Source organism: Sphaerimonospora cavernae (assembly GCF_042435035.1).
In the GTDB taxonomy this organism is placed as follows: domain Bacteria; phylum Actinomycetota; class Actinomycetes; order Streptosporangiales; family Streptosporangiaceae; genus Sphaerimonospora; species Sphaerimonospora cavernae.
In genome coordinates this window covers 40715-67208 of record NZ_JBHMQT010000072.1, presented here as the reverse complement: position 1 = coordinate 67208, position 26494 = coordinate 40715, and the positions used below count along the sequence as shown (strand labels likewise).

Genomic DNA, 26494 nt, shown 5'->3' with positions numbered 1-26494 from the left:
CTCATCATGCCCGCTAGATCCTGACGACAGGCAGTGAACCCCGACAACGGCCACGACCAGCCTGTCAACAAGATGCGCCATGAGATGGCATCACCCCAGGAGATTCGATGGCGAAAATTTTTGGTTTTCGCTGCATCCGCTTGCGCCTTCGGATTAAAGTTCCCTCTGCAGTCGAGATGTCAGCAGAATCTGATGATGGAATTTCATCGGAAGAGGTCGGCCATGGCAGGAAAGGCGCAGATGCACCTTCGGAGCGTGGCACTCCTGCGCGCTTTGATGGCCGGCCGCACGCAGAGCGTGGCCGAGTTCGCCCGCCGGGCGGCGCTTTCCCGGCAGTGCATCGACGGTCTGCTCAAACGAGGGACCTGCCGGCGCACTACCGCGGAGGCCATCGCGGCGGCGGCGGGCGTGCCAATGCTCGACCTGTTCCATCCCGCAATGTCGTCAAAAAATGCTGACAAAGGTTACCGATGATCCACATCGTCTCGACTGTGGTCGCGCGCACCTCCGGCAGGCCATCCCCAAGCCATCGGCCGCCGGATCGTGCGCCCGGCCGACATCAAGCACACCTCACGGAAGGAATCGTCTCTTGACGATGAAGAAAGCCCTCCTCACAGGAGCCCTCGCAGTCGCTGCCATGGTCGCCCCCGCGGTGCTGGCCACCGAGTCCGCGAGCGCGACGCCGATCGCCATGCAGGACGGGATCAGCACCCACACGACCATCAAGACCACCAAGACCACGAAGACCACGAAGACCACCAAGATCACCCGCAAGGCCGCGCACGCGACCAGCAAGACCGCACGCGCGACCAGCAGCACCTCCCGGGTGACCGTCAAGCGTAAGACCATCCGGGACCCGCGGGTGGACATCCGCATCCACAAGTTCGTCCTGAACAGCAAGACCTACATCCTCCCCAGCTGCCAGTCCGTCATCAACGGCGGCGTGTACGTCTCGCCGTCCTGTGGCGCGAGCCTGGCCAGGCCCACGTACATCCTCAGGGGCCGCACCTACGCCCTGCCGGGCTCGTGGAACGTCCAGACCGTCACCGGCCTGCCCGGCCGCTGGTACGGCCTGCCCGGCTACCGCCTCGGCGCCGGCGTCCACGAGTACGTCGTGGACGAGCGCACCTACCTGCTCCCCGAATGCCAGTACGTCGTCAACGGCGGGGTGTACGTCTCCCCGTCCTGCGAGGACGACTTCACCACCCCGGTCTACCTCGTGGACGGCAGGTGGGCCCCGCTGCCCGGCTCCTGGTGCGACCAGCCCTTCGTCAGCCTGCCCGGACGCTGGTACGGCCTGCCCGGCCACAGGTACGGCAACCCCGGCCACAACTGGGGCGGCACCCGCTGGGGCGGCCACTGGGGTAACGGCCGCTGGGGCGGCGGCCACTGGGGCGGCGGCCACCGCTAACCGCTGAACTCGCTGTCGTTCGGTGCGCCGGCAGAGCACGCCGCGGCACCGAACGACGGCACCGCGATGTTCTCGGCGGACGCCCATAACCGCCGAGAGCAGCGAGGGACATCGAAGCCGCCAGCGGAGATCCCTCGCCCAGTTCGCGGCGGAGCAGCCATCCGGACCCGGCTGCTCGTTCCACCTGCCCGCGGCCCGGGGCAGCAGCCACGTCCCGCCTTTGCTCCCCGGGACACGGGCGCGAACAGGAACACGCCGCGACAGAGCGGCTGCGACGGGGGGTTCGTCGCAGCCGCTCTGCTTGTGCTTTCACTCACCCGCGAGCCGTATCACGTACCGCGTCCCGACCCCTGTCACCCCGCACGGCCCCGACGGAAGGAATCGCAATGACCCTGGACCTGTGGGTTGAGGCGGTGTTGCTGGGGCTGCTCACGGTTTCGGCGTGGCCCCGATGGCGAGCCGGCCTGATCCGGCGGCAGCCGTGCCTGATCAGTGACATCGCCGAAGCCGAGTTCGACCAGCACACGCAGATGTACGTGCTCACCAGCGTCCGCGCCGGACGCTCCACCACCACGCCGGTCATCGCCACCTGGGACCAGATCACCGCTTACGCCGCGAAGTGCTCCACCGACATCGACACTCTCTATGTCTGTGTGGTGCGGGGCGCACAGAAGTGGTACTGGCGGTACGGCCTCATGGCCGATGCCTTGACCTGCTCGGGGACTGACGGACGGAGCGCCGCGGCACGCCGGCCCGTACGGGCACGGCCACAGACCGCCCGACGCCCGCGCTGACAGAGCGGCGAACGGTCCGGATGGGAGAGACCCTGCCGAAGAGGCCCCGGTCGAAGATGACCCGATCGGAGGGCGTCCGGTCGGCGGGGATCTGGGCGGCGGGGATCTGGGCGAAAGAGACGCCGCTGAACCAGTTCCGTACGGCTGCCCCCACGGCCGGGCCGTAGGTGATTCGCAGCAGCTGCCCGGCGAGCAGCGCGAGGATGGCCACCTCGGCCACGAGGAGGAGTCTTTCCACCAGACCGATCATGACTCCGTGGCCGGGCAGGGCCACGTAGGTGAGGACGGCCAGGCCGAGGCCCGCCGCGAGCGCGAGCCATTCGAGGGGACGAGCGATCCCCCGCCACCGCTCGTCCCCTTCGAATCGCCCCACCATCTGCGCCGCGGCGGCCGGAACACCGGCGAATGCTGCCAGCGACAGAAATCGGCCGGCCCCGACCCCCCAGGTCATACCGAGTCCCGCCGCCACGGCGGGCACGACCGCCGCGGCGATCACCCCCCAGGCCCAGAGACCCATGAACCGCGCGGGCCAGCCGTCGACGGGCGCCCGTACGGCGCGCATCCCGGCGAGCAGCGCCAGCGAGGCCAGGCCGAGCGTCCCCAGCGCCCACCTGATCACGCCGCCGTCCTGTGCGGCGTACGCGGTGAGCGACGCGGCGAACGGATCCAGCGCGGCCTTCCCGTCCACCCGAACCGCGACGATCGAGATCGACGCGATCAGGATGCCGCCGCAGGCGGCCACGGGAAAGAGCCTCTTGACCATGCATCAATGGTCTTCCGTACGGCACTGCCGGGGTATCCGGGACAACGCGTAATCATCCCCGATGCCATGTCAGGGTCAGCTCAGGGTCGATCGTCTTCCGAGTGCCGATGCCGGCACCGGTTCAATGAGCCCAGCTCGTCAGCCCCTGGCGGCGGCCTCCTTGTAACGGTCGCGAAGACCCACCGTGAGGTCCGCCTCGTAGCTCGCGATCTCGCCCGCCGCCGCCCGGGCCTCCTCCTGCCAATCCGGAGGCTCCGGCCCGCCGGACAGCAGCCACGCCGCCTGCCGGGCCGCGCCGTCCGCGACGTACTCCCCGGGCTCCGGCGCGAGCACCGGCCGGCCGAACACCGCCGGCGCGATGCGCCGGACCGCCTCCGAACTGGCGCCGCCGCCGATGAGCAGCACCCGGCCCGGCTCCAGCCCGAGCGCGTCGAGGGCGTCGGCCAGGCCGCAGAGCATGCCCTCGACGGCCGCCCTGGCCAGGTGCGCGGGGGTGGCCGTGGACGGCGTGAGCCCGTGCAGCGAGCCGGTGGCGTCCGGCAGGTTCGGGGTGCGCTCACCCTCCAGGTACGGCACGAGCACCAGCCCGTCGGCACCGGGCGGAGCCTGCAGGGCGAGCTCGCTGAGCCGGTCATACGTGACACCGAGCATGCGGGCCGCCGCCTCCAGCACCCTGGCGGCGTTCATCGTGCAGACGAGCGGGAGGTAGCGTCCCGTCGCGTCGGCGAACCCGGCGACCGCGCCGGAGGCGTCGCGGTAGGGAGCGTCGGTGACGGCGAAGGCCGTGCCGGACGTGCCGATCGAGACGACGACGTCACCCGGCCGCATCCCGACGCCCAGTGCGGCCCCCATGTTGTCCCCGGTACCCGGAGCCAACAGAGTGCCCGGAGCCGGCAGAGTGCCCGGAGCCGGCAGAGTGCCCGGAGCCGGCAGATCGTCCGCCATACCGGCCGATTCGGTCGGGCCGAGGACGCGGGGCAGCTCCGGAGTGGTGGTGCCGCCCAGAGCGAGTTCGAGCAGGTCCGGCCGGTAGGTCCCGGTGACGGGCGACCAGTAGCCGGTGCCGGAGGCGTCGCCGCGATCGGTCGTGATCACATCGGGCCGGCCGGCCAGGCGCCAGGTGAGCCAGTCGTGGGGCAGGCACACCGCGCGGGTACGCCGGGCGTTGTCGGGCTCGTGCTCGGCCAGCCAGCGCAGCTTGGCGACCGTGAACGAGGCCACCGGGACGCTGCCGACGGCCTCGGCCCACGCGTCCGGGCCGCCGAGCTCGGTCACCAGGTCGGCGGCGGCCTTGGCCGACCGGGTGTCGTTCCACAGCAGGGCCGGCCGTACGACCTGGCCGTCCTCGTCGAGGCAGACCATGCCGTGCTGCTGGGCCGCGACGCTGAGGGCGGCGACGTCGCCGAGGCCGCCCGCCTCCTCGACGGCCGTCTGGAGGGCGGCCCACCAGTGGTCGGGGTGGACCTCGGTGCCGTCCGGATGTCGTGCGCGGCCCTCCCTCACGAGGGCTCCGGTCTCCGCGTCGCGGATCACGACCTTGCAGCTCTGGGTCGAGGAGTCGACCCCGGCGACCAACGTCACGGTCGTCTCCTGTCGATCAGCCGCGGACGCCGAGCAGGTGCTCGATGGCGAGCTGGTTGAGCCGGGTGAAGTGGAAGCCGCGCTCGCCGACCGCCGCCACGTCGATCGACTCCTTGAGCAGGTCCTCGTAGCCCTCACCCTCGGCCAGCGTCGGCTGCGCCAGCTCGGTGACCTTGCCGGCCGCGAGCGCCTCCCGCACCTCGGGGTCGGCCCGGAAGGCCGTCGACTTCTCCTTGAGGATCAGGTACGTCCGCATGTTGGCCGCGGCCGACGTCCAGACGTCCTCGGCGTCGTCGGTGCGCAGCGGCTTGTAGTCGAAGTGGCGGGGGCCTTCGTAGCCGCCGTTCTCCAGCAGGTCGACCAGGAAGAACGCGCTCTTCAGGTCGCCGTGGCCGAAGACGAGGTCCTGGTCGTACTTCGGCCCGTGCTGGCCGTTGAGGTCGATGTGGAACAGCTTCCCGTGCCAGAGCGCCTGGGCGATGCCGTGGACGAAGTTGAGCCCGGCCATCTGCTCGTGGCCGACCTCGGGGTTGAGGCCCACCATCTCGGGGTGCTCCAACTCGTTGATGAAGCCCAGGGCGTGGCCGATGGTCGGCAGCAGGATGTCGCCGCGCGGCTCGTTCGGTTTGGGCTCGATGGCGAACCGGATGCCGTAGCCCTTGTCGATCACGTACTGGCACAGGAGGTCGAAACCCTCCTTGTAGCGGTCGAGGGCCGCCCTCACGTCCTTGGCCGCGTCGGACTCGGCGCCCTCCCGGCCGCCCCAGCAGACGTACGTCGTGGCGCCCAGCTCGGCGGCGAGGTCGATGTTGCGGATGACCTTGCGCAGCGCGTACCGCCGTACGTCGCGGTCGTTGCTGGTGAACGCGCCGTCCTTGAACACCGGGTGGGTGAACAGGTTGGTCGTCGCCATCGGCGCCTTCAGGCCGGTCTCGCTCAGGGCCTTCTTGAAACCCTCGATGGCCTTGGCCCGGTCCGGCTCGACCGCGAGGAGGTCGTCGTCGTGGAAGGTCACACCGTACGCACCGAGCTCGGCCAGGCGGTGGACGGTCTCGACCGGGTCCAGCGGCGCACGGGTCGCGTCGCCGAACGGGTCGCGGGCCTGCCAGCCCACGGTCCACAACCCGAACGTGAACCGGTCCTCGGGAGTGGGGGTGTACATCGATCGCCTCCCATTTAGTCTATGTTGTGGACTAAATATCGGACGCGCGGCCGGACAGGTCAAGGGGACGACTGGATGACACAGCCCACAGGCCCGGCGGCGAAGCAGGCCGTACGGCATGACGCGATGCGCGCGCGCAACCTCGCCCTCGTGCTCGGCGAGGTGGACGCCCGTGGTTCGCTCACGCGCGCCGCGCTCTCGGAGATCACCGGGCTGACCAAGACGACGGTGTCCAAGCTCGTGGCCGACCTGATCGAGGCCGGGTTGGTGGTCGAGGCGGGGGCCGTGCGGGACGGCGAACGCGGCCGGCCAGGAATGGAGGTGCGGATCAGCGGTGAGCGCGTCGCCGCGGTCGGCCTCGAGATCAACGTCGACTATCTCTCGGTGCGCCTCGTCGACCTCGCCCGTTCGGTACGGCTGCGCCGTACACAGGCTGTGGATAACCGAACCGCCCGACCTGTGGATGTCATCGCGGCACTACGTGATCTAACCCGCGGGCTTGTGGATGAGGCTGTGGATATCGGACTGCAGGTTGTGGGCGGCGTCCTGGCGGTCCCCGGGCCGGTGGATCTGGCCACCGGCGTCGTCCACAACGCGCCGAACCTCGGCTGGCGCGAGGTGCCGGTGCCGGAACTGCTGCGGCTGCCGTTTCCGGTCCGGGTGGAGAACGAGGCCAACCTGGCCGCGCTCGGTGAGCTGTGGTTCGGGTCCGGGCCGCCCGACTTCCTGTACGTCTCGGGCGAGATCGGCATCGGGGCCGGTCTGGTGGTGCGGGGCCGACTGTTCCGGGGGGCACGCGGCTTCGCCGGCGAACTGGGACACGTCGTGGTCTCCCCGGACGGCCCGCCATGCCGGTGCGGCGCTCGAGGATGCCTCGAACGGTATGCCGGACAGGACGCCCTGTTCACGGCCACGGCCGCCGAGGACCTCACGGAACTGGTCGCGCTGCTGGAAGCCGGCGACTCCCGAGCGCTGACGGCCTGCGAACGGGCGGGCTGGGCGCTCGGCGTCGCCCTGTCGTCGGCGGTCAACCTCGTCGACCCGGACACGATCGTCCTCGGCGGGATCTTCGCCCGGCTCTTTCCGTGGCTCGCCGGCACGGTCACCGGGATGCTCGCGGCCCGCCTCGGACAGATGCGCGGCGCCGTACCCCCCTTGGTCGTGTCACAGCTGGGCACGGAGGCCGCCGCCCTGGGCGCGGCGGGCCAGGTGATCCAGCAGGTGATCGCCAATCCCACCGCCTCGCTTCACACCTGACGGGGGTTTCCGCCTGTTGGATGCCGGAAAGTATCAGAACGGCTGTCGCGTGAGGAACGGCCACAGCGTCATCTACACCGCACACCGTAGGCACGGCACATAGGTACGGCGCGCCGGAGGCAGGGTCGTCTCCGGAACAACTCAGCAACCCCCCGACTCGCACGAGGAGGGGACATGGCATGCATCCGAGTGATCGGACGACCAGCCACGAGGGTCGTCGGCGCTCTCCGACCGAACAGATCGAGCACAACACGTTAGCCACCGGTGAAACGCCGTTCACGGCCGTAGCCGTGGCGGTTCCGCCTGTCGGCTTCCCTGCTCGTCCTTCTGTCTCGGGTTACCTCTGCTGGAGAGCGAAACGATGATCCTGACCCAGGTGCTCACGACGTCCGCGACGCTGCTGCGCGGCGTCCTGCCCGCCCCCCTCAGAGACGCCTTCCCCTGCCCCCGCGAGCTCGCCGCCTGCCCGGGAGGGCTGCGGGTCGACGTGCACGGGATCGGCGGGCCGGGCACCGAACACACGGCCGAGCGGCTCGAGGACCTGCTCGGCGCGCTGCCCGGCGTCGATCGCGCCGAGGTCAACGGCCGCCTGGGCTGCGTCTTCGTCGCGTGCGATCCCGGGTCCGTGGACAAGGACCGGCTGCTGGAGATCGTCGTGGAGCTCGACGCGCAGGAGGAACGCGCGCACGAGTCGCGGATCCGTCTGGTCGAGGAGCATGCCCGCGCCACGATCCGGTTCGCCTCCGGACTGACCGCGCTCGGGTTGATCTTCGCGGCCCGTGCCGTACGGCTGCCGCGGCTCCCCGCGGCCGTACCGGCCCTGCTCCAGCTGGTGAACGCCACCCCGGCGATCCGCGAGGATCTCGACCGCCGGCTGGGGCGCGGTCCCACGAACGCGCTGTTCACCACGGCCAACCTGGTCACTCAGACGCTCACGCTGCGGCCCGCCGGCCTGGTCGTGCAGTCTCTGGCCTCGCTCGCCCGCTATGTGGAGGCCAGGGCCGGGCGGTGCGCCTGGGAGCTGCTGGAGGAGCGGCTGGCCCGTACGCCCGGGGCGTACCGGCATGTCAGGCCGGTCGCCCGGCCACGGCCCTGCCCGCTGCCGCACGGACCGATCGAGCGGTACGCCGACGTGCTCAGCCCCACCACGATCGCGGCCTACGGCGTCACCCGGATCGCCACCCGGGGCGGCCAGCGCGCCATGGCGATGCTGGTCTCCGCCACCCCCAAGGTGGCGGCGCTGAGCAGGGACGCGTTCGCCGGGGCCGTCGGTCGTACGTTGGGCAGGCACGACATGGTCGTCCTCGACGCGGAGGCACTGCGCAAGATGGACCGCGTCGACACCGTGATTCTCGACACGGACGCGCTGACCACGGGCGCCTGGACGATCGACCGGGTCGAGCATCTGGTGGACGGGGTGGACACCGACGAGCTGTACGCCCACCTCTACACCCTGATCGATTTCTCCGATCCGTCCGCATCCTGGACGAGCGGCGAGGGCTGGTCGGTACGGCCGCTGGCCGATCTGGCCGAGATAAGAGACCTCACTGACGCGGACGACGTCGGCGAGGCGGCCGACCGGCTCGTCACGGCCGCGCCGGTGTGGCGTGAGCGCGGGCTGCGCGCCGTCGAGGTGCGCAGGGACGGCGCTCCGGTCGCCGTCGTGGGCCTGGCCCGGGAGATCGACCCGATCGCCGTGGCCATCGTCGCCGCCGCCAAGGCAGCGGGCACGGTGCTGCTCGCCGGCGGCGACGCCGGGCTGGCGCAGCGGCTCGCGATCAGCCGGGCGCTTCCCGGCGGCGACGACCTCGCCCGGCACGTGTACGACCTGCAGGCGGCCGGCCACTGCGTGGTCGTGGTGTCCAGAAAGGCGCGGCACGCGCTCGCCCAGGCCGACATCGGCGTCGGCGTCACCGACGTCAAGGGCCTCGTGCCGTGGGACGCCGACGTCGCGGGCGAGCCGCACGGCCTGCACCTGTTCCTGAGCTGTCTGCCCCGCGCGGTGAGCACCAGCCGGAGCGGTGTACGGCTCGGCATCGCCGGAGCGATCGTCGGCGGCCTGTTCGCGTTCGTCGGCCCGGAGGCGAAGTCGCTGAGCCGGGCGAACCTGGTCAGCGGCACCGTCTCCGCGGCCGCCATCGCGCTGGGCGAGTGGGCGGGGCGGGCGACGGGACGGCTGCCGGCGCCGTTGCCCGTGGACGCCACGCCCTGGCACGCGATGTCCACGAAGGAGGTCCTGTCCCGGCTCGGGTCCTCGCCCGACGGGCTCGACGAGGCGGAAGCCGTACAACGCCGGGCCGCGGCGCGGCCGGACACCGCGACCGAGAAGCCGCACTCGCTGGTCAGGACCACGCTGGAGGAACTGGTCAACCCGCTCACCCCCGCCCTGGCGGCCGGGGCCGGCATCTCCGCGCTGGTGGGCTCGGCCCTGGACGCGGTGATGATCAGCAGCGTGATGGTGATCGACGCGTTCTTCGGCGGGGTGCAGCGTTTCAAAGCCGACCGGGCCCTGCTCAATCTCACCGAGGCCAGTGCGATCCGCGTACGGCTACACCGCCCGGAGGGGACCGTGGAGGCCGGCGCCGAGGACCTCGCCGCCGGCGACGTGGTGGAGCTGCGCGCGGGCGACGCCGTACCGGCGGACGCACGCGTCATCAAAGCGGTGGGCCTGGAGGTCGACGAGTCGACGCTGACCGGGGAGTCGCAGCTCGTCACGAAGACGGCGGCGCCATCCGTCGCGGCCGCCGTCGCCGACCGCCACTCCATGGTGTACCAGGGCACCACGATCGCGGCCGGCAGCGGGCGAGCGGTGATCGTCGCGACCGGCGACATGACCGAGGCGGGGCGCAGTGCGCGACTCGCCCGGGAGCCGAGCCCGCCCACCGGAGTCGAGCTGCGGCTGCGTGCGCTGAGCCGGCGGATCCTGCCGCTGTCGATCGGGGCGGGGGCCCTGCTGCTGCTCGTCGATCTGCTCCGTGGCCGGTCCCCGGCCGCGGCGCTGACGCCCGCCGTGAGTCTGATGGTCGCCGCCGTGCCCGAGGGGCTCCCGTTCATCGCGACGGTCGCGGAGCTGGCGGCGGCGCGGCGGCTGTCGAAGCGGGCGGCGCTCGTGCGCAATCCGTCCACGATCGAGGCGCTCGGCCGGGTCAACGTGCTGTGCTTCGACAAGACGGGGACGCTCACCGAGGGGCGGATCAGCCTGCGGTACCTGTCGGACGGGTGGACCGGCCGATCCGTCGACGCACCGGACGAGCGGCTGCGGCGGGTCCTCGCCGCCGCGGTCCGGGCGAGCCCTCTCTCGGACCCCCGTTCGGCCCCCCGGTCGGACGCCGACCACGCGATCGACGGTGTGATCGACCGTGTGATCGCCCACCCGACCGACCGCGCCGTCCTCCAGGGGGCGCGGCGGTTGGGCGTCACGCCCACTGAGGGGCTGGCCGAGGGGCTGACGACCTGGGAGCGGGTCGCCGAGATGCCGTTCGAGCCCGGCCGGAGCTATCACGCCGTGCTGGGCCGTACCGAGCGGGGTCACCTGCTGAGCGTGAAGGGCGCCCCCGAGATCGTCCTCACCCATTGCACGAAGGTGCTGCGGGACTCGGTGGAGGTCCCCTGCGACGAGAGCACCCGGCAGGAGCTGGAGCGGGAGGTCGACCGGCTGGCCCGGCAGGGCTACCGGGTGCTGGCCGTCGCGCAGCGCACCGCGTCCGACCGGCGTGACCTCGACGAGTCCCGCATCGACGAGCTGTGCTTCCTGGGTTTCCTCGGCCTGGCCGACCCGGTCCGGGCGACCGCGGCGCAGAGCGTCGGACGGCTGGTCCGTGCCGGAGTCCGGATCATCATGGTCACGGGTGATCACCCGAGCACCGCCGAGGCCATCGCCGTCGAGCTCGACACGCTGAACGGCCGGCGGATCATGACCGGGCCGGAGCTGGACGCGATCGACGACGAGACGCTGACCAAGGTGCTGCCCGATGTCGCGGTCTTCGCCCGGGCCACCCCGGCGCACAAGGCGCGCATCGTCAACTGCCTGCGTGAGGCCGGGGAGGTCGTGGCCGTGACCGGCGACGGCGCCAACGACGCCCCGGCGATCCGGACGGCGGAGGTGGGCATCGCCCTCGGCTCCCAGGCGACGCCCGCCGCCCGGGGCGCGGCCGACCTCGTGGTGACGGACGACCGGATCGAGACGATCGTGGACGCGATCGTCGAGGGCCGAGCCATGTGGGGCTCGGTCCGCGACTCGCTGAGCATCCTCCTCGGCGGAAACATCGGGGAGATCCTCTTCACCGTCGGGTCCAGTCTGCTCGCCGGGCGCAGCGCGCTGAACGCCCGCCAGCTCCTGCTGGTCAACCTGCTCACCGACATGGTGCCCGCCATGGCGGTCGCCGTACGGCCGCCGGCCGCGACCGATCCGGAGCGGCTGCTGGCGGAGGGGCCCGAGGCGTCCCTGGGGGCGTCGCTGACCCGCGACATCTACCTGCGCGCGATCGTCACGGCGAGCGCGGCCACGGTGGCGTGGCTCGCGGGACGGATAACCGGCACCAGGGGGCGGGCCGACACGATCGGCCTGGTCGCGCTCGTGTCGGCGCAGCTCCTGCAGACGCTCGTGGGCGGCGGCCGGGACAGGCTCGTCACGGTGGCCGCGCTGTCGTCCCTCGCCGTCCTGGGGTTGATCGTCTCCATCCCCGTGGTCAGCGGGTTCTTCGGCTGCCGACCCCTCGGGCCGGTCGGCTGGACCATCGGCCTCGGCAGCGCCATCGCGGCGACCGTCGTCGGCGCCGCCGTACAGGGTCGGGGCCGGGCCGCGGCGACCCGCTCCCTCCCGGCCCGTCCGGCCGCCCGTGTCCCAGCCCGAGGTTTCCCGGCGGCGGGGGGTTTCCCGGCGGCCGGGGCAGCACCGCTCGCCTCCGCATAGCGGTCCGACCGGCAGGAAGGGGTCGACGGAGGACAGCATGTTGCCTCCGCTTCCCCTGGCTCATGTCCACGACGAGCCGCAGAGTTGTTCGTGGAACGGCCATCCATGTCCCGAGCTGCAGGAGGGCAGAGACGATGACGACCGCGATTTTCCCGGGCAACGCTGCCGAGAAAACGGAACCGTCGGTCCGATTCGCGAAAATCGCGGCGGACTACACCAAAGGATCAAATCATAAGGGCTCGACCAAACCGCACATCACGCTGAATCCGGACGCGTTCGGGATCCTCAGCCTGTTCGAGTTCCGCCCGGAAACGAAGGGCCCCCTCAACGAGTTGGCCGAGGTGCTGCTGCGCGGGGAAAGCACGCTGACCCCCGGGGAGCGCGAGCTCATCGCCGCGTACGTGTCCGGGCTGAACGAATGCCGGTTCTGCTTTTCCAGCCACGCCGCCTTCGCCGCGGCCCAGCTTCCCGAAGGCATGGCGCTGATCGAGCAGGTCCGCGCGGACCTGGATCGCGCCCCCGTCTCGGCCAAGATGAAGGCACTGCTGAAGATCGCCGCAGCGGTCCAGAAGGGCGGCCGGAGCGTCGGCGAGAACGATGTCACGGCGGCCCGCGAGGTCGGCGCCACCGACCTGGAGATCCATGACACCGTGCTGATCGCCGCCGTTTTCTGCATGTTCAACCGCTATGTCGACGGTCTGGCCACGCTCGCGCCCGACGATCGCTCCTTCTATGCCCGACAGGCGGAAGTGATCGTCTCCGCGGGCTACCGGGGAACACCCGCGGAGACGTAGGGAGTGCCGGCCTCCGACACCGAGGGTGTGTCGGCTTCCGGCACCGGCCGGTGACTCAGGACGCCTCTCTTACCTGCGGTGACGCGCCGCCCTCCCCCGGTGAGGGCGGTCGCGCTTCCCGTGTCGTCCATGCCGCCCACGCTCCACACGCTCCGCACGCTTGCCGTGAGCACGCTTGCCGTGAGCACGCTTGCCATGCCGTTTTTTTCCATGCTCCGCACGCTTCCCGTCCTGCTCGCGCCGGTGCTCCCACGCCCTGTCCCAGTTCCGGTCTCGCCATTGGGGAGCGGTCCTGCGCCCCTTCTTGTGTCGTGGCGGCGCCGCGGACGTCTGGAAGTTCTGGAAGCCGAAGTTGGGGATCGTCACCGGAGCCGCGGGCATTCCCGAGGCGTCGATCGGCAGCGGGACCACGAAGATCTCCTTCGGCACCCCGTCCTTGCCGACCTGCACGATGTGGCGCGCCTTGGGCTCGCTCTGCGGCATGTTGCCGGCCGGAATCCGGTTGCCCATCGGCGCCCCGTTGCCGTTCGGAGTCCCGTTGCCGACGGGAACCCCGTTGCCGGTCAGCGGCGTGGCGCCGGCGGCGCTGGGACCGGCCGTCCGGGCCGGTTCCTGGACTGCCGGCACGGGCGGTGGCCCGGCGAGTAGGACGGCGATGAGACTGGCCGCAGCCGTGCAGACGAGCATCAGACTTTCCCCGATGTGGATGGGCGGTGGATGGATGGTGCCGAAAAGCGTGACGAGACGACGGTAAGCGGCACACACTCGCTGATCAGCCGTACACGGTGAATGTCGGGTCAAAGCTCTGGAACGGTCTCCTGTCTCACCAGATCGCCGATGGCGGCTACCCCGGGAGAATCGGCTGCGGGCGATGGAATTCCATGGGTTAATAAAGCTTTGCCAAGAGTTTCACAATCCGCCACGAGGTCGAATTCCATGGTTAAGCCGCTTTTGGGGCATTTGGCGACGCTGTTCGGCGCCGACGACGACCCGCACCTGGGAGACGACTCGCACGCGCGGGGCCGGGAGGAAGAGTGGGACGACGAGTGGGACCACATGGACGACGCGGATGAAGAATAGTGGAACTTCCGACCCATAGCCCAAAAGGGACGCACGTCACCTCGCGGACATTTACCGCTTAGACCCGAAATAGGAACAAGAAGGTTTTCTGCATGAAGTTCACCCTGGAAGATGTTCGGTCGCGGACGTACAAGGCGCGGGACGCCTGGTGGACGGTCTTCCTCGTGGACCCACTGGCGGGCCGACTGGTCGTCGCCGTCGCCAACCGGACCTCCATCACCCCGAACCAGATCACCTGGGGTGCCTTCCTCCTCGGGTTGGGCTCGGCCGGCTGTTTCCTGACGGCGGACCCGATATGGCTGGCCGCCGGGGCAGTCCTCTACCACCTGAGCTTCGTCCTCGACTGCATGGACGGCAAGATCGCCCGGCTCAAGGGTACGGGGACCGTGCTGGGCGGCTGGCTGGACTACGTCTTCGATCGGATCCGCGTTTTCGGCTGCGCCCTCGCGTTGACGTGGGGGCAATATCAATCGACCGGGCAGGACCTCTACCTGCTTCTCGGCATCGGAATCGTCTTCCTCGACATGCTCCGCTACGTCGACGCACTCCAGGTGACGAAGGTCCGGCGCCAGATGCGCCGCACGATCCGGATGGCGTACGAGGCGGCCGCCCCCGCCGGCTCACGCTCTCCGGCGAGATCCCTGCTGCATGACGACCCCGACCTGGACCTCGACACCAACTCGGACTTCGACGCCGACTCGGACTCCCACGAGGACCACGTCCGTACAGCTGAGGCCGTCGACCTGCAGGTGGAGTTCCACTCGCGCTATGCGTGGTACATCCCGTTCCGGGCGTGGCTGCGGGCGCACCGCGTTCGTACGCACCTGGTCAGCGGCATCGAGTTCCAGATGGCGGTGTTCATCATCGGCCCGCTGCTCGGCGCCCTCTCCTCAGCTCTGATCATCGCGGTCACGATCGGCGCGGCGATCCCGCTGCTCGCCTTCGAGGCCGCGATCATGTACAAGCTCTGGCTCTCGTCACGCGACTTCACCCGCGCTCTCGCCGAGATCCGGGAAACGCGTCCGCCGCACATGGCCGGCGCCTGACGGATCCACGGCCGACACCGCCGGATCCCGGACAGCCCTATCGGACGACCTCCCGGCGATCGGCTCCCATGACGGGGATACGACGACGATACGGCGCGATGCCGTGTTAGCGTCACGGCTCGTGGTGGAGAACCCGGACAACTCGGTGGAGACCGTATACGTGGGCAAGGCGGGCATCGACGCGGCCGGGGACCGTGGCTGGCTGCTCGGGCACTTCAAGTCGGCCGACGGCCCCCGACACAGCGAAGACGTCGAGATCAAGTGGGGTGTGCACCCGCGGGGCGACGAGCGCGCCGAGTGGGTCACCGGAGAGAAGCGTACGGCGCTGCTCGTGCTGATCAGCGGCCGTTTCCGGGTGGAGTTGCCGGGACGCAGCGTGCTGCTCGCCGAGCAGGGCGACTACGTGGTGTGGGGGCCGGGCGTCGATCACTCCTGGTACGCCGAAGAGGAGTCGGTGGTGCTCACCGTGCGCTGGCCGTCCATCCCCGGTTACGCGGTTCCGGACCCGCATCGGAACCCGTGATCCGTCAGGGTGGCCGCTCTGCCGGGCACGATGGGCCGTCCTGGCTGGTTCATGCCTTCCCACGGTGGGCCTCCACGGGCTGTGCCGTACGGTCGGTGTCCTGCCGGGCCTGGCTGATCAGTGCGATGAGATCGGTGAGGATGCCGGGTGTCGCGGCGATGGTGGCCTGAGCCTTCGTGGTGTGCGGGCCGCCGTCGATGTCGGCGACGACGGCGCCGGCTTCACGGGCGATCACGACGCCGGCCGCGGTGTCCCAGGGGTTGTTGGACAACGTGATGGACGCGTCGGTCCTGCCCTCGGCGACCCAGGCCAGATCGACGGCCGCCGAGCCGAGCATCCGTACCCGCTGCACCCGGGCGGCGAGCCGGTGGTGAAGCGGCAGACGGATCCGGTTCTCCGCCTCCGCGCCCTCGCCCACGGCGTAGTCGCCCACGGAGACGATCGCGGCGCTCAACGCGTAGGTCGTGTGGGCGCGGATCCGGTGGCCGTTGACGGTGGCGCCCGCTCCCTCGGCCGCGCAATAGTACGCGCCGAGGTACGGAAGGTCGATCACCCCCAGGACCGGGCGGCCGGCCTCGATCAGGCCGAGAGAGACGCCGCAGAGCGGGATGCCGCGGGCGAAGTTCGCGGTGCCGTCCACCGGGTCGAGCGCCCACATCAGGCCGCCGTCGCCGGTACGGCTCAGGCCTTCCTCCTCGCCGAGAAACCCGAACTCGGGCGTCTCACGTGACAGGAACTCCCGCACCACATGCTCGACCGCGTAGTCGATGTCGGTGACCATGTCGCGGTCGCCCTTGGTCGTGACGACCCCGGGATCTTTCGTACGGATCAACCGGCCGGCGATGGTGACGGCCTGCTCTGCTGTGCGCAGCAGCGCGCGGGTGTCGACGGTCATTCGGGTTCGCCCCGTTTCCAGATCCGACTTCGTCGAGACGGCGAACTTGCGGGACGTAAGCGAGTGTCCCCCGCAGGCTGCGGTCCCATGTCGCCCCAGCCGGTGATTAAGCAGGGCTTACGAGGCACTTCAGCATTTCTCGATGGACGAGGCACGCACGGCCACGCGATCATCCAGAACATGGAAATCAGCACGCCGGCCCGAGGGGTGCACATCCCGTTGATCACGCCCTTCACCGGAACGGGCGAGGTCGCGCTCGACGCCCTGGAGCGGTTGGCTCACGAACTCCTCGACGAGGGGGCCGCCGGCCTCGTCGCTCTCGGCACCACCGCCGAGGTGGCGACGCTCACCACGGAAGAGAAGCAGTCGGTGGTCGATGTGGTGGCCCGGGTCTGTCGCGAACGCGACGCGCCACTGATCGTCGGGGCCGGGAGCAACGACACCGCCGCCAGCCGGGAGGCGCTGGCCGCCCTCCGGAAGGTGCCCGAGGCAGTGGCGGCGCTCACTCTCGTCCCATATTTCACGCGACCCTCCGAGGCGGGAGTGATCGCGCACTTCACGGAACTCGCCGCCGACAGCCCGGTTCCGCTGGTGATCTATCACGTCCCGTATCGGACCGGGCAGGAGTTGGGCGCGGAGGCCCTGCGGAAGCTCGGCGCACTGCCGGGCATCGTCGGCGTGAAATACGCGACCGGCGCGCTCAACGCTTCCACCGCGGACCTGATGGCCGATCCGCCCGACGGCTTCGCCGTACTGGCCGGGGACGACGTTCTTTTCGCACCGCTGCTGGCCATGGGCGCCCGCGGCGGCATCCTGGCCTCGGCCCATCTGGCCACCGCCCGTTTCGCCGAACTCGTCCGGCTCTGGCACGCGGGCGACACGACTCACGAGGGCGACACGACTCACGAGGGCGACACGACTCACGAGGGCGACACGGCGCACGCCCGCGGCCTCGGCCATCGTCTCGCCACCCTGTCGGCCGCGCTGTTCGCCGAGCCGAATCCCACCGTCATCAAGGGCGTACTGCACGCCCAGGGGCGCATCCCCAGCCCGGCCGTCCGCCTGCCCCTGCTGCCCGCCGGCCCCGAATCGATCTCCGCCGCACTACGGGTGCTCGACTCCCTCACCCGGTAGCCGTACCCCTCCTATCTCGCCACCTCGCGCCTCGAGCGGGGTCACCGTTCTGCCGTCCCACCCACGCCGGCTTCATGGATATGCGGAAGACGACCACCGATCGGCGAGACTGGGGACATGGAGATCATGTTGCTGCGGCATGGGGAGACCGAATGGAGCAAAGCGGGCCGACATACGGGACGCACCGATGTGCCGCTGACGGCGCACGGCGAGCAGCAGGCTCGTGCCCTGGCCCCGATAGCCGGCGCCCGCTCGTTCTCGCTGGTCCTGGTGAGCCCCGCCCGGCGGGCCCACCGTACGGCCGAGCTCGCCGGGGTCGCCTCATATGAGGTGGACCCGGACCTGTGGGAGTGGGATTACGGCGGGTACGAGGGCGTCACGGCTGCCGAGATCCGCCGGTCCCGTCCTGATTGGTATGTCTGGCGGGACGGTGTCGTCCCCGGGGACCGGGACCATCCGGGCGAGACCGTCGAACACGTCGGCGAGCGCACCGACAAGGTCATCGCCCGGATCCGGCAGGCCCAGGGGGACGTGCTCGTCGTGGCGCACGGCCACCTGCTCCGCGTGCTCGCGGCCCGATGGCTGGGACTGCCCGCCGCCCACGGACGGTATCTCCGACTGGACACCGGAACCCACTCGCTACTGGGATATGAGCACGGCGAGCCGGTGGTGCTTCGCTGGAACACCCCGGCATGAACCTCGAAGGTCAGCTCGGACTCGCGGCGCTCAGCAAGGAGGAGGGGGAGGTCGTTCGTCAGCGTTTGGTGATCTCTTGGACATCAAGCTACAAGTCGTTTACAACTAACGGAATCTAGCATTCCGGGCATGCTCAGAAAGACCATCTCGGTCGCGACGGCCGGTCTGGCCGTACTGGCGGCCACTCTGGCGACCCCCGCGGCGGCGTTCGCGAGCGACGGCGAGACCAAGCAGATACACCTGCGCAAGGGTTTGACCCTCAAGATCCCCAAGTCGTGGAAGGTCGACAGGAAGAACGCGGACTGGGTCCGCGTCATCACCGGCTCGTGCCCCACCTTCGGCACCGAGGACTACGGTTTCCGCGACTGGGGGTGCCGTAGCTTCTGGGTGCTGGGCCCGAAGGCCCTCGAGATCGGGCTCCGCACGTTCCAGGCCTACAACCCGAAGTACGGATTCGATCCCGCGACCGACGTCAGCGTCTGTCCCAAGAGCTACAAGCTGTTCAAGGGCGACTGGAAGCTCGCGGGCAGGGGACTGCGGCAGGTCGGGCCGGGCCACAAGGCGGACTACCACAGGTGGGCGGGAACCTGCGTCGACAAGAAGTTCAAGGTGAAGACGCACTACAACCAGCGTGAGTGGTACCTGCCCAAGTCCAAGATCCTGGTCCTCGACCAGTGGGACCACCCGGGCCTGAACGCCATCCTCAAGAACGCGACCTGGAACTGGCCCCTCCATCCGTGACCACCGCGATCAGGGTGGGCAAATCCCTGGTCACGGGCCTTCTGTGATGTGCGCGGCCGAGAGGACACGAACCTCTCGGCCGGACTGCACAAGCACTAGAGACATCGGTGGTCCGGGGCCCGGAAGCTATCGAGGCAAATACTGCCCACGTGGCTGATATAACCCCTACATGACCTACCGATTCACTGCCCGCGCCGCTGGCGGGGAAGAAGAGTTCGATGAGGATTACCGCCAAGCCGGGGTGGCGGAATTCGAGGATGGCAGCGGCTTCAACCTGCTCTTCATGAGCGGAATCGAAGAGGCTGAAGAGCAGGATGTGGATCTCTCTATGGACACCCACTGCCTGGTTACGGCCGATCAGGGAACCGCTTACGGCTGCGTGCGAGAAGTCGCTGTTCGCGATGGCACATTGCGCGTTGTACTCGACCCGGCCGCTCTGGAAGATCTCGGCTTGGACGACCCGGTGATCGAAGCCGTGTTGGATGTCCCCGAGGCCGACGTGAACCGTATGCGCGACGTGCTCCGCCGCATACTCGCCTATGGCAGAGCAGACGCCAGACCAGCGCTTTTCGACCTTTGAACTCCTCCCCGGTCTAAAGCTGAAGGCCGAAGATTCTCCCGTCGCGCCCGTTGCCAGGTTTTCCCTGGTCACGGGCCTTGTGCGATGTGCGCGGCCGAGAGGACTCGAACCCCTAACCTTCTGATCCGTAGGGGGAGACTCAATCCGCGAAGAGTAGGGCGTCTACCAGCGCCAACGTAATCACTGGATCGCCTAGAACTCTAGCACGGGAAGGCATTGGGAAAGTTGAGGAGCGAAGCTGTCAAGGGACTGTCGTATCTACGCCGCCCAGAGGCTCACGACTCATGCAGCGGGTCGCTATGCTCCTTCTCTCCATTAGTGCGAAGTTCCTTTTCTGTAATTGCTGGGGCTGGGGTTGGGAGCGGAAACCAAGCTCTCGATAACTTCTCCCTCGAAAGCCTTGACCTCCACGCTAGACAGTCGGAGATACGGGCTTGCACCCATGGGTCATTGGCAAGATCCTCCGACAGCTTGGTCTTGTCGTCAATGATTGCTTCCGCCAACTGTGCAGCAGTGAGCCCGCTGACATCGCGAAGATCGGCACTTCTGAAACTGGCGCCCTGGAGGAGCGCTCCCTCCATAGCTGCCCCACGGAGGACGGAATTATTGAATGCTGCGTAACGCAGATCTGCGTTACTTAGCCAGGCGCGACTTAGATCCGCAAAGTTGACAATGCTTGATTGCAATACCGCCCCACGAAGGTCCGCACGCCGAAGATCCGCCCATGTGAGAAATATCGCAGTAAGCCGTGGCGGCTTGGCAAAATCATATGATCTTATCGACAGCCTAATGAGGCTTACTCCTCTAAGATCTGGGCGATTCGGCTCATAGCGCACCGGCCTGCGAGCAATTACAGTCATCGCTGTGTCAATATCGAAGGGCAGCTCAACCCCCTCGATATCAGAAGTGGATATTTCGGAGATATACTTCCCCTTTTCATTGCGAGGACGGATGGTCCGAGCACGAACAAATGAGCTTAGGACTCCGAGAACCGCCGAGTGATCTGTAGGGGATTCCGCCATAACGTGTTCAAGGGCGTGAATTCCACCTAACCTCTCTTCAAGCTTGTCGGAGGCGAGTTGAGCAACAGCCTTACCAAATCGATCTGTCACTTGCCCCCGTCGAGAAAGATAGTACGTGCGAACCGTGAACCCAAGAGCGATGAGCGCAGCGGTTCCACCGAGAGCGGTCAGAAGCGTTTGCCGGACCGCGTTTATAGCGTCGGCCTGCTCTTTACCGCGCAGACGCTCAACAGTGTTCCCACCAATTAGCCATGACAAGGGGCCTAGAGTAACCAGGATGCCGACCAGAAGAGCGACTACAGTTGCCGACCATACAAGGATTTTTGACGATGCCGGATGCAGATTAATCCAACGGCGAAAGGTCCTCCACCAACGGCGAAGCCGACGGAGTGGCCTCACACGGCGAAGCCAGCGCAGTCGCCCGGGGAGACGAAATGATCGTTGCCATTTATAAGCCATCGTTGTTCCATGAATAGATCGACGACTTCCTGGAGACGCTTTCCCTTCGTCGTTAAGTTCAAGCTTGGATATGTAGAAATCCTAGACCCTGCCCAAGAGGGCCTGTCCCATGGTCGTGGCGGAGCTGACCCGTAGTCGCATCCTCCTCGCTGCTCAAGTGTCCCGGACGTGCCCGTCGAGTCAAGGCCGCCTGCGGCGACAATTCGTGATTCTTCTTTTCGCTGCGCGCCTCCGCATCCGTCCCGGAGTCGCCCACGAGGACTTGCTCCCGGCTCAATCGTCGTCGTTGACTCGGAACACTCGGGAAGCCTGGCAAGGACAGGCTCAGTGAGAGAGACTCGTTGCATGGAGAAGCTGACCATGACAGCGCAATGATGGAATGAACTCACTGTCCTGCTGAAGGATAAGCAGCGTCTTCGGGCCGAGTATCCCAAGGTGGCTGAGTACCTGGATATGGCGGCAAGGCTGTCGGGAACCAGGGCTCCGGCGTTCTCGCGTTTTGTCCGGTTTGACTATGTGATGCCGAGGGTGGCGAGGCAGCGTCCGGGGTCTTGAGCGTGGCGGCGGTTGGCCTTGGCGATGTTGGTCCAGCCGCAGAACTTCAAGATTCCGATGGCCAGATTCCGCAGCGCTGCCATGACCGCGGGTCCTGATCCGGTACGGACCTGGCTGGCGTCCTCGCGGTAGGTGACGTCTCGGATATGGTGCAGGGCTTCGATCTGCCAGTGTGCGCGGATCCATGCGGCGAGGTCGGCGGGCCGGGCCTGGTGCGGGGCCAGGCTGGTGACGGCGTAGACGGTGACGGTCTTCCACCGCCCGCCAGCGCGGGGCCGTACCTTGCGGGTGATGCATATGGCCTGGGCGGCGAGGGGAAACAGCAGCCCGGACCCAATGGCCACGGAACAGACCTTGATCGAACGTTTCTCGGTGCGGCCGTGCCCGTCGACGGTGATCACTGTGTCGGTCAGGTCGAGGGGGTGCAGCAGCGGCACGAACGCGGTGATCTCGTTGCTTTTGCCGTCGACCTCGACCTGGCCGAGGACCGCCAGGGTGCGGGTGTCGGTCACCGCGAGCAGGTGCATGGCGCGGCCGGTGGCGGTGTGGTGCCGGGTGCCGCGCAGCGCCTTTCCGTCGACCGCCAGCACTCGGCGCGGGCGGCGTCGCGGCCTGCGGCCGATCGTCTGCGCGGCCGTGGACCGGGCCGTGGCCAGGTCGTTCAGCCAACTCGGGAACCGGTGATGTTCAACTTGAAGCGGCGTTCGACCTGCGGTTCGTGCACTAAATGACCGGTGGGAGCGCTGTGAGCCCGAACCCGTACTGGGCGGACGCGTGTTCCACGGCGCACACCGCGGAGTGCTGGCCAAGAGCACATCCTTCGGATCTGGCGCAATGCTCGTAAGAAGGCCCTGACTCTCGAGGAGTACGCCTCACCGCTGGCCCGGCGCCCGTATGACCTCCGGCACGCCTGCCTCTCCACGTGGCTCAACGCTGGAGTCTCACCGAAGCAGGTGGCCGAGTGGGCGGGCAACAGCGTGGAGGTTCTTCACAGGACCTACGAGAAGTGCCTCGTTGGTCACGATGAGATCGCCATGCGTCGAATCAGCGAAGTGCTACGTCCCTCCCGGCGGGAAGGCATTGGGAAGGACCACCCGGATACCACCGATCGGAACCGGACGCAGCCGGACGCAGCCGGACAACAGCAACTGATCCAGAACGCAAGAAAGCCCAGGTCATCGCACTGATGATCTGGGCTTTTTTCGTGCGCGGCCGAGAGGACTCGAACCCCTAACCTTCTGATCCGTAGGGAAGGGCAGTTGCCTTGTCGGCGGCTCCTCGTCCTGCTCGACCGGTAGATACGGGCCGGTGAGGTGTGATCGCGTAAGGCGGCGTTGCTGTACGCGCTGCTGTACAGCAGCCTCAAGGGCCCGCCGCTCGTCCGCTTCTCTGCTCAGCCGGCCGCGCCATCCTCGTAGTGCTCGTGCGCCTGGTGTGCGGTGGTGAATCGGCCGATGAAGTCAGCCGTTGAGTGTTCCGGCCTGCTCGGCTGGAAGTGCCCGTTGGCAACAGCCCACTCGTAGACCGGATCGTCGATCCGGTACTCGGTAAGCATCCCGGTCAGTCCTCGCGCACTGATCCACTCCTCGGCCAGGCGCTTGGTAGTGAAGATTGCCGAAGGCCAGCGTCCACCCTCACCCACGAACGCCCAGACCGTCTGCCGTCCATCGTCCATCGCCTCCGGGCCTCCCTTACCTGACTCGGCGGCACGGTATCAGCCGAAGACTGACCCCTTCGATGCGAAGCCACTTACCCATGATCCCTAGCAGGGACGGCCCGGCCCTGGCTTGCGGGAGAGATCCCCAGGAGTCCGCGAACGTCCGGGGCCGTACACCTCGGTTGTCACCCAGTTAGTCACTCACTCTGAAGCATTCTGTACAGCCGTCTTACGTCCGGCCGTAGACAACGAACGACCCAACTCGACCTCGCCAGGTCGCTTCGAGCCACCGCCCACAACGTACAGAGCAACCGCGGCTGTGACCTGGCTCATGATCTGCGAGATATCGGCGGAGCTGACTCCGATAAGGGCTAGCGCAATCGCCAGGCCTGCCAGGATTCCTGCGATCCAGACAGAGATGCTGGCAGAGGGTAGTCTCTCCATACATGGTCTCCTCGGGAAGTAGGGGACATGGAGCCTCGTGCGGCATGGAGATCGTTCGTGATGGGATTGCTCTCCGCGCCTCGCGGGGCTCGCTACGGAGACCATACGCTGCACATGAGCCACCGTTGGTGAGCGCTCAAATCGAGCGAAACCTCTCAGGTTATGCAGGTACTTATCTACCCGCAAGGATGCTCTTAGGCCTATTTATAGTCCTGAGCTGGCCTTTAGGCGCTAAGTACTAGTACATAGCGCCAGGTCAAATGGTGATTAGGGTGTACTGTTGACTCAACGGCCCATCAGATTCTACTTGCAAACCGTTATCAATTTGATACTTTAAAATGGGCATTATATCCCACTTTGTCCAATAGACAGAAAACCTAATCATGAGGCATGTGTGAGCCGCCACCTCGAAACCGGGGTTGGAGACGGCCATCGATCCTGTAGCACTCCCCCGCCCTGATGTCTCGTACGCCGTCGACCCACCGCGGAGCGGCAGCGGGCCGGCGACGGAGGGGCAAGCCCGGCCTCGCGTGTACGTCAACCGGTCGCCGTTCCTCGATCATTGGACGCCATCGGTCACGGCCGGGCTTGAGCCGTAGGAGCTGGTCTGCTGGGCTTGCCTGGGTCGATGGCGTGCGAGGCGATCAGGGCTCCCCAGCCACCTACGAACCTCGGCTTTTCGCGATCACCTCGGGGCCGGAGATCCCCGCCGGAGGCAAAAGGAAGACCTCGGCCCGCTACGGCGTGTCCGCCTGGTCGCGGCGGCCGGTGTCGCGCCCGTCATCCTCGTGGTTGGGCTTTCCGCGGTTGTCATGCGTCTGCCTGTTGGGCGCGGCTGGCGGCGGCGCGGTCGGGACCGGCCCGAAGAGGCCGCATGCCCGGCCGCGACCGACCGCGCCGCGCCGCCGCCGCCCGACTGGGCGGCGGCTTGAACCCGTACGGAAGGTTGTAACCAGGTAGATCGGCAGCCACGGCAGAGGCCAGGCCGAGGGTTGGCAGTTCGCGCTCTCAGACGGGCAGGAGTCTGCTGGTAAAGCCTGCGTCCACGAGGCGCTGATAGGCGGCTTCCACTTCGTCGGGCATCTCTTGCGGGATCGCGAAGCCCTGTTTCGGGTATTCGGTGATCCGTTGCGTGTCGCCGACGATCATGTTGATGACGCGGGCGGTGTCTCCGATGCTCGCCACGTACTCCTCCAGCGGGAGCGGCCGGGAGGCGCAGATGACCTCGGGTTCGGGCCACAGCTTCTTGCACGTCGCGAACGCGCGCCGCTGCTGGTAGGGGCGAGTGATGAGCATGATCGAGGCGGGATGGACGCCTTGGCTCGCGAGAAGCCGGCGAGTGAACTGGATGTTCTCGCCGGTGTTGGTCGCGCATGGCTCAACAAGGATGACCTCGGCGGGCACTCCGCGCCGGGTGGCTTCCTCACGGTAGTGGACGGCCTCGCCTCGGGGGAAGCGGTCGATCGTGGTGGGGGCGTTGGCGCCGCTGAACACGATGCGGGGGAGCATCTGGCGGTGGTAGAGCTCGGCGGTGAAGACGGCGACGCCGATGTCGTGACTTCCCAGGCCTACGCCGATGTCGCAGGGGCGTGGCTCGTGGTGCATGTCGTGGTAGTCCCACAGGGTGCGTAGGTCGGACTTCACGGTCTGTGGGAGTGCTGAGAAGTCATCGGACATCGGCGTCACGTCCCTCAGTCGGGAATCTTGAAGGTATATGCCCACTCGAAGTGGGACGCGGCGTGGACGCCGCGCGCGAACTCGACTACCCGGCCGTCTCGTGTGCATGTCGTGCGCTTGAGCACGACGACGGGTTCGCCGGTGAGGAGTTGGAGTTGCTCGGCTTCCTCGGGGCTGGGCATGCGGGCGTGGAGTGCCTCGGTGATGGCGTCGGGTTCCAGTCCTTGGACGGTCAGGACGGCGAAGCCGCCTCCCTTTCCGGCCGGTCCGGCTGAGGCGTTGACGAGGGGTGTGCCTTCGACGTCTTCGGGCCGGTAGTAGCTGGTGAGGGTGTGGGTTGGCGTGTCGCCGTCCTTGACCAGTCGGGCGCGTTCGTAGACCGGCGCGCCTGGCTCGATCCCGAGGGCTTCGGCGATCTCCTTGTCGGCTTCGATTCGGCGGACGGTGTTGGTCTGGTCGCCGGGTGTCCAGGCCCGGCCGGATGCTTCGCGGTCGGCGGCGAAGGCGACGAGGCCGAACTTCCACTTGCTCTTGGCGTAGCGCTCGGCGCCGAGTCGTTTCATCGGGGGTCGTGAGCGGACGACGGTTCCGCGGCGTCTGACCGGTGTGACGAGGCCTTCGCTCTCGAGTACGCGGATCGCCTGGCGGACGGTCTTGATGTTCACGCTGTAGGTTTCGGCGATCTCGTCCTGCTTGGGCAGCGTGGTCTGCGGTGGGTAGTCGCCGCGTTCTATGGCTGAGCGCAGGACGCTCGCCAGCTCGCGGTAGCCGATCCCCATGTGTGCCTCCTTGTTCCTGGAATAAGGCTAGCGCTACCCCCTCTGAGCAGAACATGGTCTTAATAGAGCTAGTTCTATTGACAGAACCATCTCGCTCCGTCTTAATAGAGCTAGCTGTAACAGCGTCAAGGAGGCAAGGACATGCGCAACATCCCTGTGGATCTGTCGGCCCTGTCGTTCACCGTCGCGGGTGAGCCCGAGCCGAAGATCGTGGATCGGGCGACGGGCGAGGTCAAGAAGGACGCTCAGGGCCGGGACCTGTACACGGTCCCGCTGCTGCCGCGACCGAATGACGACCGGCGTAACCCGGTGATCGTCGTCACGTTCCCCTCGGAGACCTTCCCGAGCATCCCGGAGGGCGTGCAGGTCCGGCCGGTGGGCCTGGCCGCGTTCTTCTGGACGATGAACGGCCGGTCGGGGCTGGGGTTTCGTGCCGAGTCGATCGTCCCCGCCGCGGTCAAGGCCGCCTAGCCGGCGCTTCCTCATAGCGCCCCCGGGAGCGGCCCTAAGCCTGCCAGCTCCGCCACTCCCG

24 protein-coding genes are annotated in these 26494 nt (G+C 67.9%); 14 read left to right on the top strand and 10 right to left on the bottom strand.

Features of this window, described 5'->3' with window-relative positions; translation table 11 throughout:
• Positions 1 to 33: 33 nt before the first annotated feature.
• From ACFHYQ_RS29045 to ACFHYQ_RS29035, 3 genes are all read left to right on the top strand, one after another.
• Positions 34 to 474 (top strand): helix-turn-helix domain-containing protein, encoded by a 441-nt coding sequence (locus tag ACFHYQ_RS29045; protein WP_394304337.1) that lies wholly within the window; start codon positions 34 to 36, stop codon positions 472 to 474.
• A gap of 121 nt (positions 475 to 595) precedes the next feature.
• Entirely contained in the window at positions 596 to 1411 is an 816-nt protein-coding gene (locus ACFHYQ_RS29040) for a hypothetical protein (RefSeq protein WP_394304336.1), read from the top strand.
• A gap of 386 nt (positions 1412 to 1797) precedes the next feature.
• On the top strand, positions 1798 to 2205 hold the full coding sequence (locus ACFHYQ_RS29035; protein WP_394304335.1) for a hypothetical protein: 408 nt from the start codon (positions 1798 to 1800) through the stop codon (positions 2203 to 2205).
• Here ACFHYQ_RS29035 and ACFHYQ_RS29030 read toward each other — a convergent pair.
• The 3 genes from ACFHYQ_RS29030 to xylA form a co-directional block, all read right to left on the bottom strand.
• Positions 2105 to 2968 (bottom strand): DUF998 domain-containing protein, encoded by an 864-nt coding sequence (locus ACFHYQ_RS29030; protein ID WP_394304334.1) that lies wholly within the window; start codon positions 2966 to 2968, stop codon positions 2105 to 2107. The genes ACFHYQ_RS29035 and ACFHYQ_RS29030 overlap by 101 nt on opposite strands.
• A 138-nt stretch (positions 2969 to 3106) precedes the next feature.
• Entirely contained in the window at positions 3107 to 4549 is a 1443-nt protein-coding gene (gene xylB, locus ACFHYQ_RS29025) for a xylulokinase (protein WP_394304333.1), read from the bottom strand.
• 16 nt (positions 4550 to 4565) lie between these two features.
• Positions 4566 to 5711, bottom strand: coding sequence for a xylose isomerase (gene xylA / locus ACFHYQ_RS29020; RefSeq protein WP_394304332.1), 1146 nt, complete (start codon positions 5709 to 5711; stop codon positions 4566 to 4568).
• A 75-nt stretch (positions 5712 to 5786) separates the two neighbouring features.
• On the opposite strand from xylA, the gene ACFHYQ_RS29015 reads away from it, so the two are divergent.
• The 3 genes from ACFHYQ_RS29015 (at position 5787) to ACFHYQ_RS29005 (ending at position 12674) form a co-directional block, all read left to right on the top strand.
• A complete protein-coding gene (locus ACFHYQ_RS29015) occupies positions 5787 to 6968 on the top strand; it encodes an ROK family protein (RefSeq protein ID WP_394304331.1) in 1182 nt (393 codons plus the stop codon).
• Positions 6969 to 7329: 361 nt separating this feature from the next.
• On the top strand, positions 7330 to 11880 hold the full coding sequence (locus tag ACFHYQ_RS29010) for a cation-translocating P-type ATPase (protein ID WP_394304330.1): 4551 nt from the start codon (positions 7330 to 7332) through the stop codon (positions 11878 to 11880).
• Positions 11881 to 12014: 134 nt separating this feature from the next.
• Positions 12015 to 12674 (top strand): carboxymuconolactone decarboxylase family protein, encoded by a 660-nt coding sequence (locus ACFHYQ_RS29005; protein WP_394304329.1) that lies wholly within the window; start codon positions 12015 to 12017, stop codon positions 12672 to 12674.
• Positions 12675 to 12743: 69 nt separating this feature from the next.
• Here the strand turns inward: ACFHYQ_RS29005 and ACFHYQ_RS29000 are convergent, their stop codons facing one another.
• Positions 12744 to 13361: a hypothetical protein gene (locus ACFHYQ_RS29000; RefSeq protein WP_394304328.1), complete on the bottom strand. Its 618-nt coding sequence runs from the start codon at positions 13359 to 13361 to the stop codon at positions 12744 to 12746.
• Positions 13362 to 13610: 249 nt separating this feature from the next.
• On the opposite strand from ACFHYQ_RS29000, the gene ACFHYQ_RS28995 reads away from it, so the two are divergent.
• The 3 genes from ACFHYQ_RS28995 to ACFHYQ_RS28985 all read left to right on the top strand — a co-directional run bounded on the left by ACFHYQ_RS28995 (position 13611) and on the right by ACFHYQ_RS28985 (position 15323).
• Positions 13611 to 13754: a hypothetical protein gene (locus tag ACFHYQ_RS28995; RefSeq protein ID WP_394304327.1), complete on the top strand. Its 144-nt coding sequence runs from the start codon at positions 13611 to 13613 to the stop codon at positions 13752 to 13754.
• 92 nt (positions 13755 to 13846) lie between these two features.
• Positions 13847 to 14800, top strand: a complete 954-nt coding sequence (locus ACFHYQ_RS28990) for a CDP-alcohol phosphatidyltransferase family protein (RefSeq protein WP_394304326.1) — start codon at positions 13847 to 13849, stop codon at positions 14798 to 14800.
• Between the two features lie 121 nt (positions 14801 to 14921).
• Positions 14922 to 15323, top strand: coding sequence for a cupin domain-containing protein (locus ACFHYQ_RS28985; RefSeq protein WP_394304325.1), 402 nt, complete (start codon positions 14922 to 14924; stop codon positions 15321 to 15323).
• 49 nt (positions 15324 to 15372) lie between these two features.
• Here the strand turns inward: ACFHYQ_RS28985 and ACFHYQ_RS28980 are convergent, their stop codons facing one another.
• Positions 15373 to 16218, bottom strand: coding sequence for an inositol monophosphatase family protein (locus tag ACFHYQ_RS28980; RefSeq protein WP_394304324.1), 846 nt, complete (start codon positions 16216 to 16218; stop codon positions 15373 to 15375).
• 180 nt (positions 16219 to 16398) lie between these two features.
• On the opposite strand from ACFHYQ_RS28980, the gene ACFHYQ_RS28975 reads away from it, so the two are divergent.
• From ACFHYQ_RS28975 to ACFHYQ_RS28960, 4 genes are all read left to right on the top strand, one after another.
• Positions 16399 to 17352, top strand: coding sequence for a 4-hydroxy-tetrahydrodipicolinate synthase family protein (locus ACFHYQ_RS28975; protein ID WP_394304323.1), 954 nt, complete (start codon positions 16399 to 16401; stop codon positions 17350 to 17352).
• A 117-nt stretch (positions 17353 to 17469) separates the two neighbouring features.
• Positions 17470 to 18048 carry a histidine phosphatase family protein gene (locus ACFHYQ_RS28970; RefSeq protein WP_394304322.1) on the top strand — a complete coding sequence of 193 codons (579 nt, stop codon included), beginning with the start codon at positions 17470 to 17472 and terminating at the stop codon, positions 18046 to 18048.
• A 129-nt stretch (positions 18049 to 18177) separates the two neighbouring features.
• Positions 18178 to 18789, top strand: a complete 612-nt coding sequence (locus ACFHYQ_RS28965) for a hypothetical protein (RefSeq protein ID WP_394304321.1) — start codon at positions 18178 to 18180, stop codon at positions 18787 to 18789.
• 169 nt (positions 18790 to 18958) lie between these two features.
• Positions 18959 to 19369, top strand: a complete 411-nt coding sequence (locus ACFHYQ_RS28960) for an Imm10 family immunity protein (RefSeq protein WP_394304320.1) — start codon at positions 18959 to 18961, stop codon at positions 19367 to 19369.
• Positions 19370 to 19644: 275 nt separating this feature from the next.
• Here ACFHYQ_RS28960 and ACFHYQ_RS28955 read toward each other — a convergent pair whose 3' ends face one another.
• The 5 genes from ACFHYQ_RS28955 to ACFHYQ_RS28935 all read right to left on the bottom strand — a co-directional run bounded on the left by ACFHYQ_RS28955 (position 19645) and on the right by ACFHYQ_RS28935 (position 25962).
• Entirely contained in the window at positions 19645 to 20649 is a 1005-nt protein-coding gene (locus tag ACFHYQ_RS28955) for a pentapeptide repeat-containing protein (protein ID WP_394304319.1), read from the bottom strand.
• A gap of 713 nt (positions 20650 to 21362) precedes the next feature.
• Positions 21363 to 21995: a transposase gene (locus ACFHYQ_RS28950; protein WP_394304318.1), complete on the bottom strand. Its 633-nt coding sequence runs from the start codon at positions 21993 to 21995 to the stop codon at positions 21363 to 21365.
• Positions 21996 to 22798: 803 nt separating this feature from the next.
• The gene (locus tag ACFHYQ_RS28945) at positions 22799 to 23080 is read right to left on the bottom strand and encodes a DUF7710 domain-containing protein (RefSeq protein ID WP_394304317.1); all 282 of its coding nucleotides are present in this window, start codon (positions 23078 to 23080) and stop codon (positions 22799 to 22801) included.
• A gap of 1434 nt (positions 23081 to 24514) precedes the next feature.
• Positions 24515 to 25183 carry a YdcF family protein gene (locus tag ACFHYQ_RS28940; protein ID WP_394304316.1) on the bottom strand — a complete coding sequence of 223 codons (669 nt, stop codon included), beginning with the start codon at positions 25181 to 25183 and terminating at the stop codon, positions 24515 to 24517.
• Between the two features lie 14 nt (positions 25184 to 25197).
• Positions 25198 to 25962: a GntR family transcriptional regulator gene (locus tag ACFHYQ_RS28935; protein ID WP_394304315.1), complete on the bottom strand. Its 765-nt coding sequence runs from the start codon at positions 25960 to 25962 to the stop codon at positions 25198 to 25200.
• A gap of 141 nt (positions 25963 to 26103) precedes the next feature.
• Here ACFHYQ_RS28935 and ACFHYQ_RS28930 point away from each other — a divergent pair, with 141 nt between their 5' ends.
• Entirely contained in the window at positions 26104 to 26433 is a 330-nt protein-coding gene (locus ACFHYQ_RS28930; RefSeq protein WP_394304314.1) for an SCO3933 family regulatory protein, read from the top strand.
• The last annotated feature ends 61 nt before the right edge of the window (positions 26434 to 26494 follow it).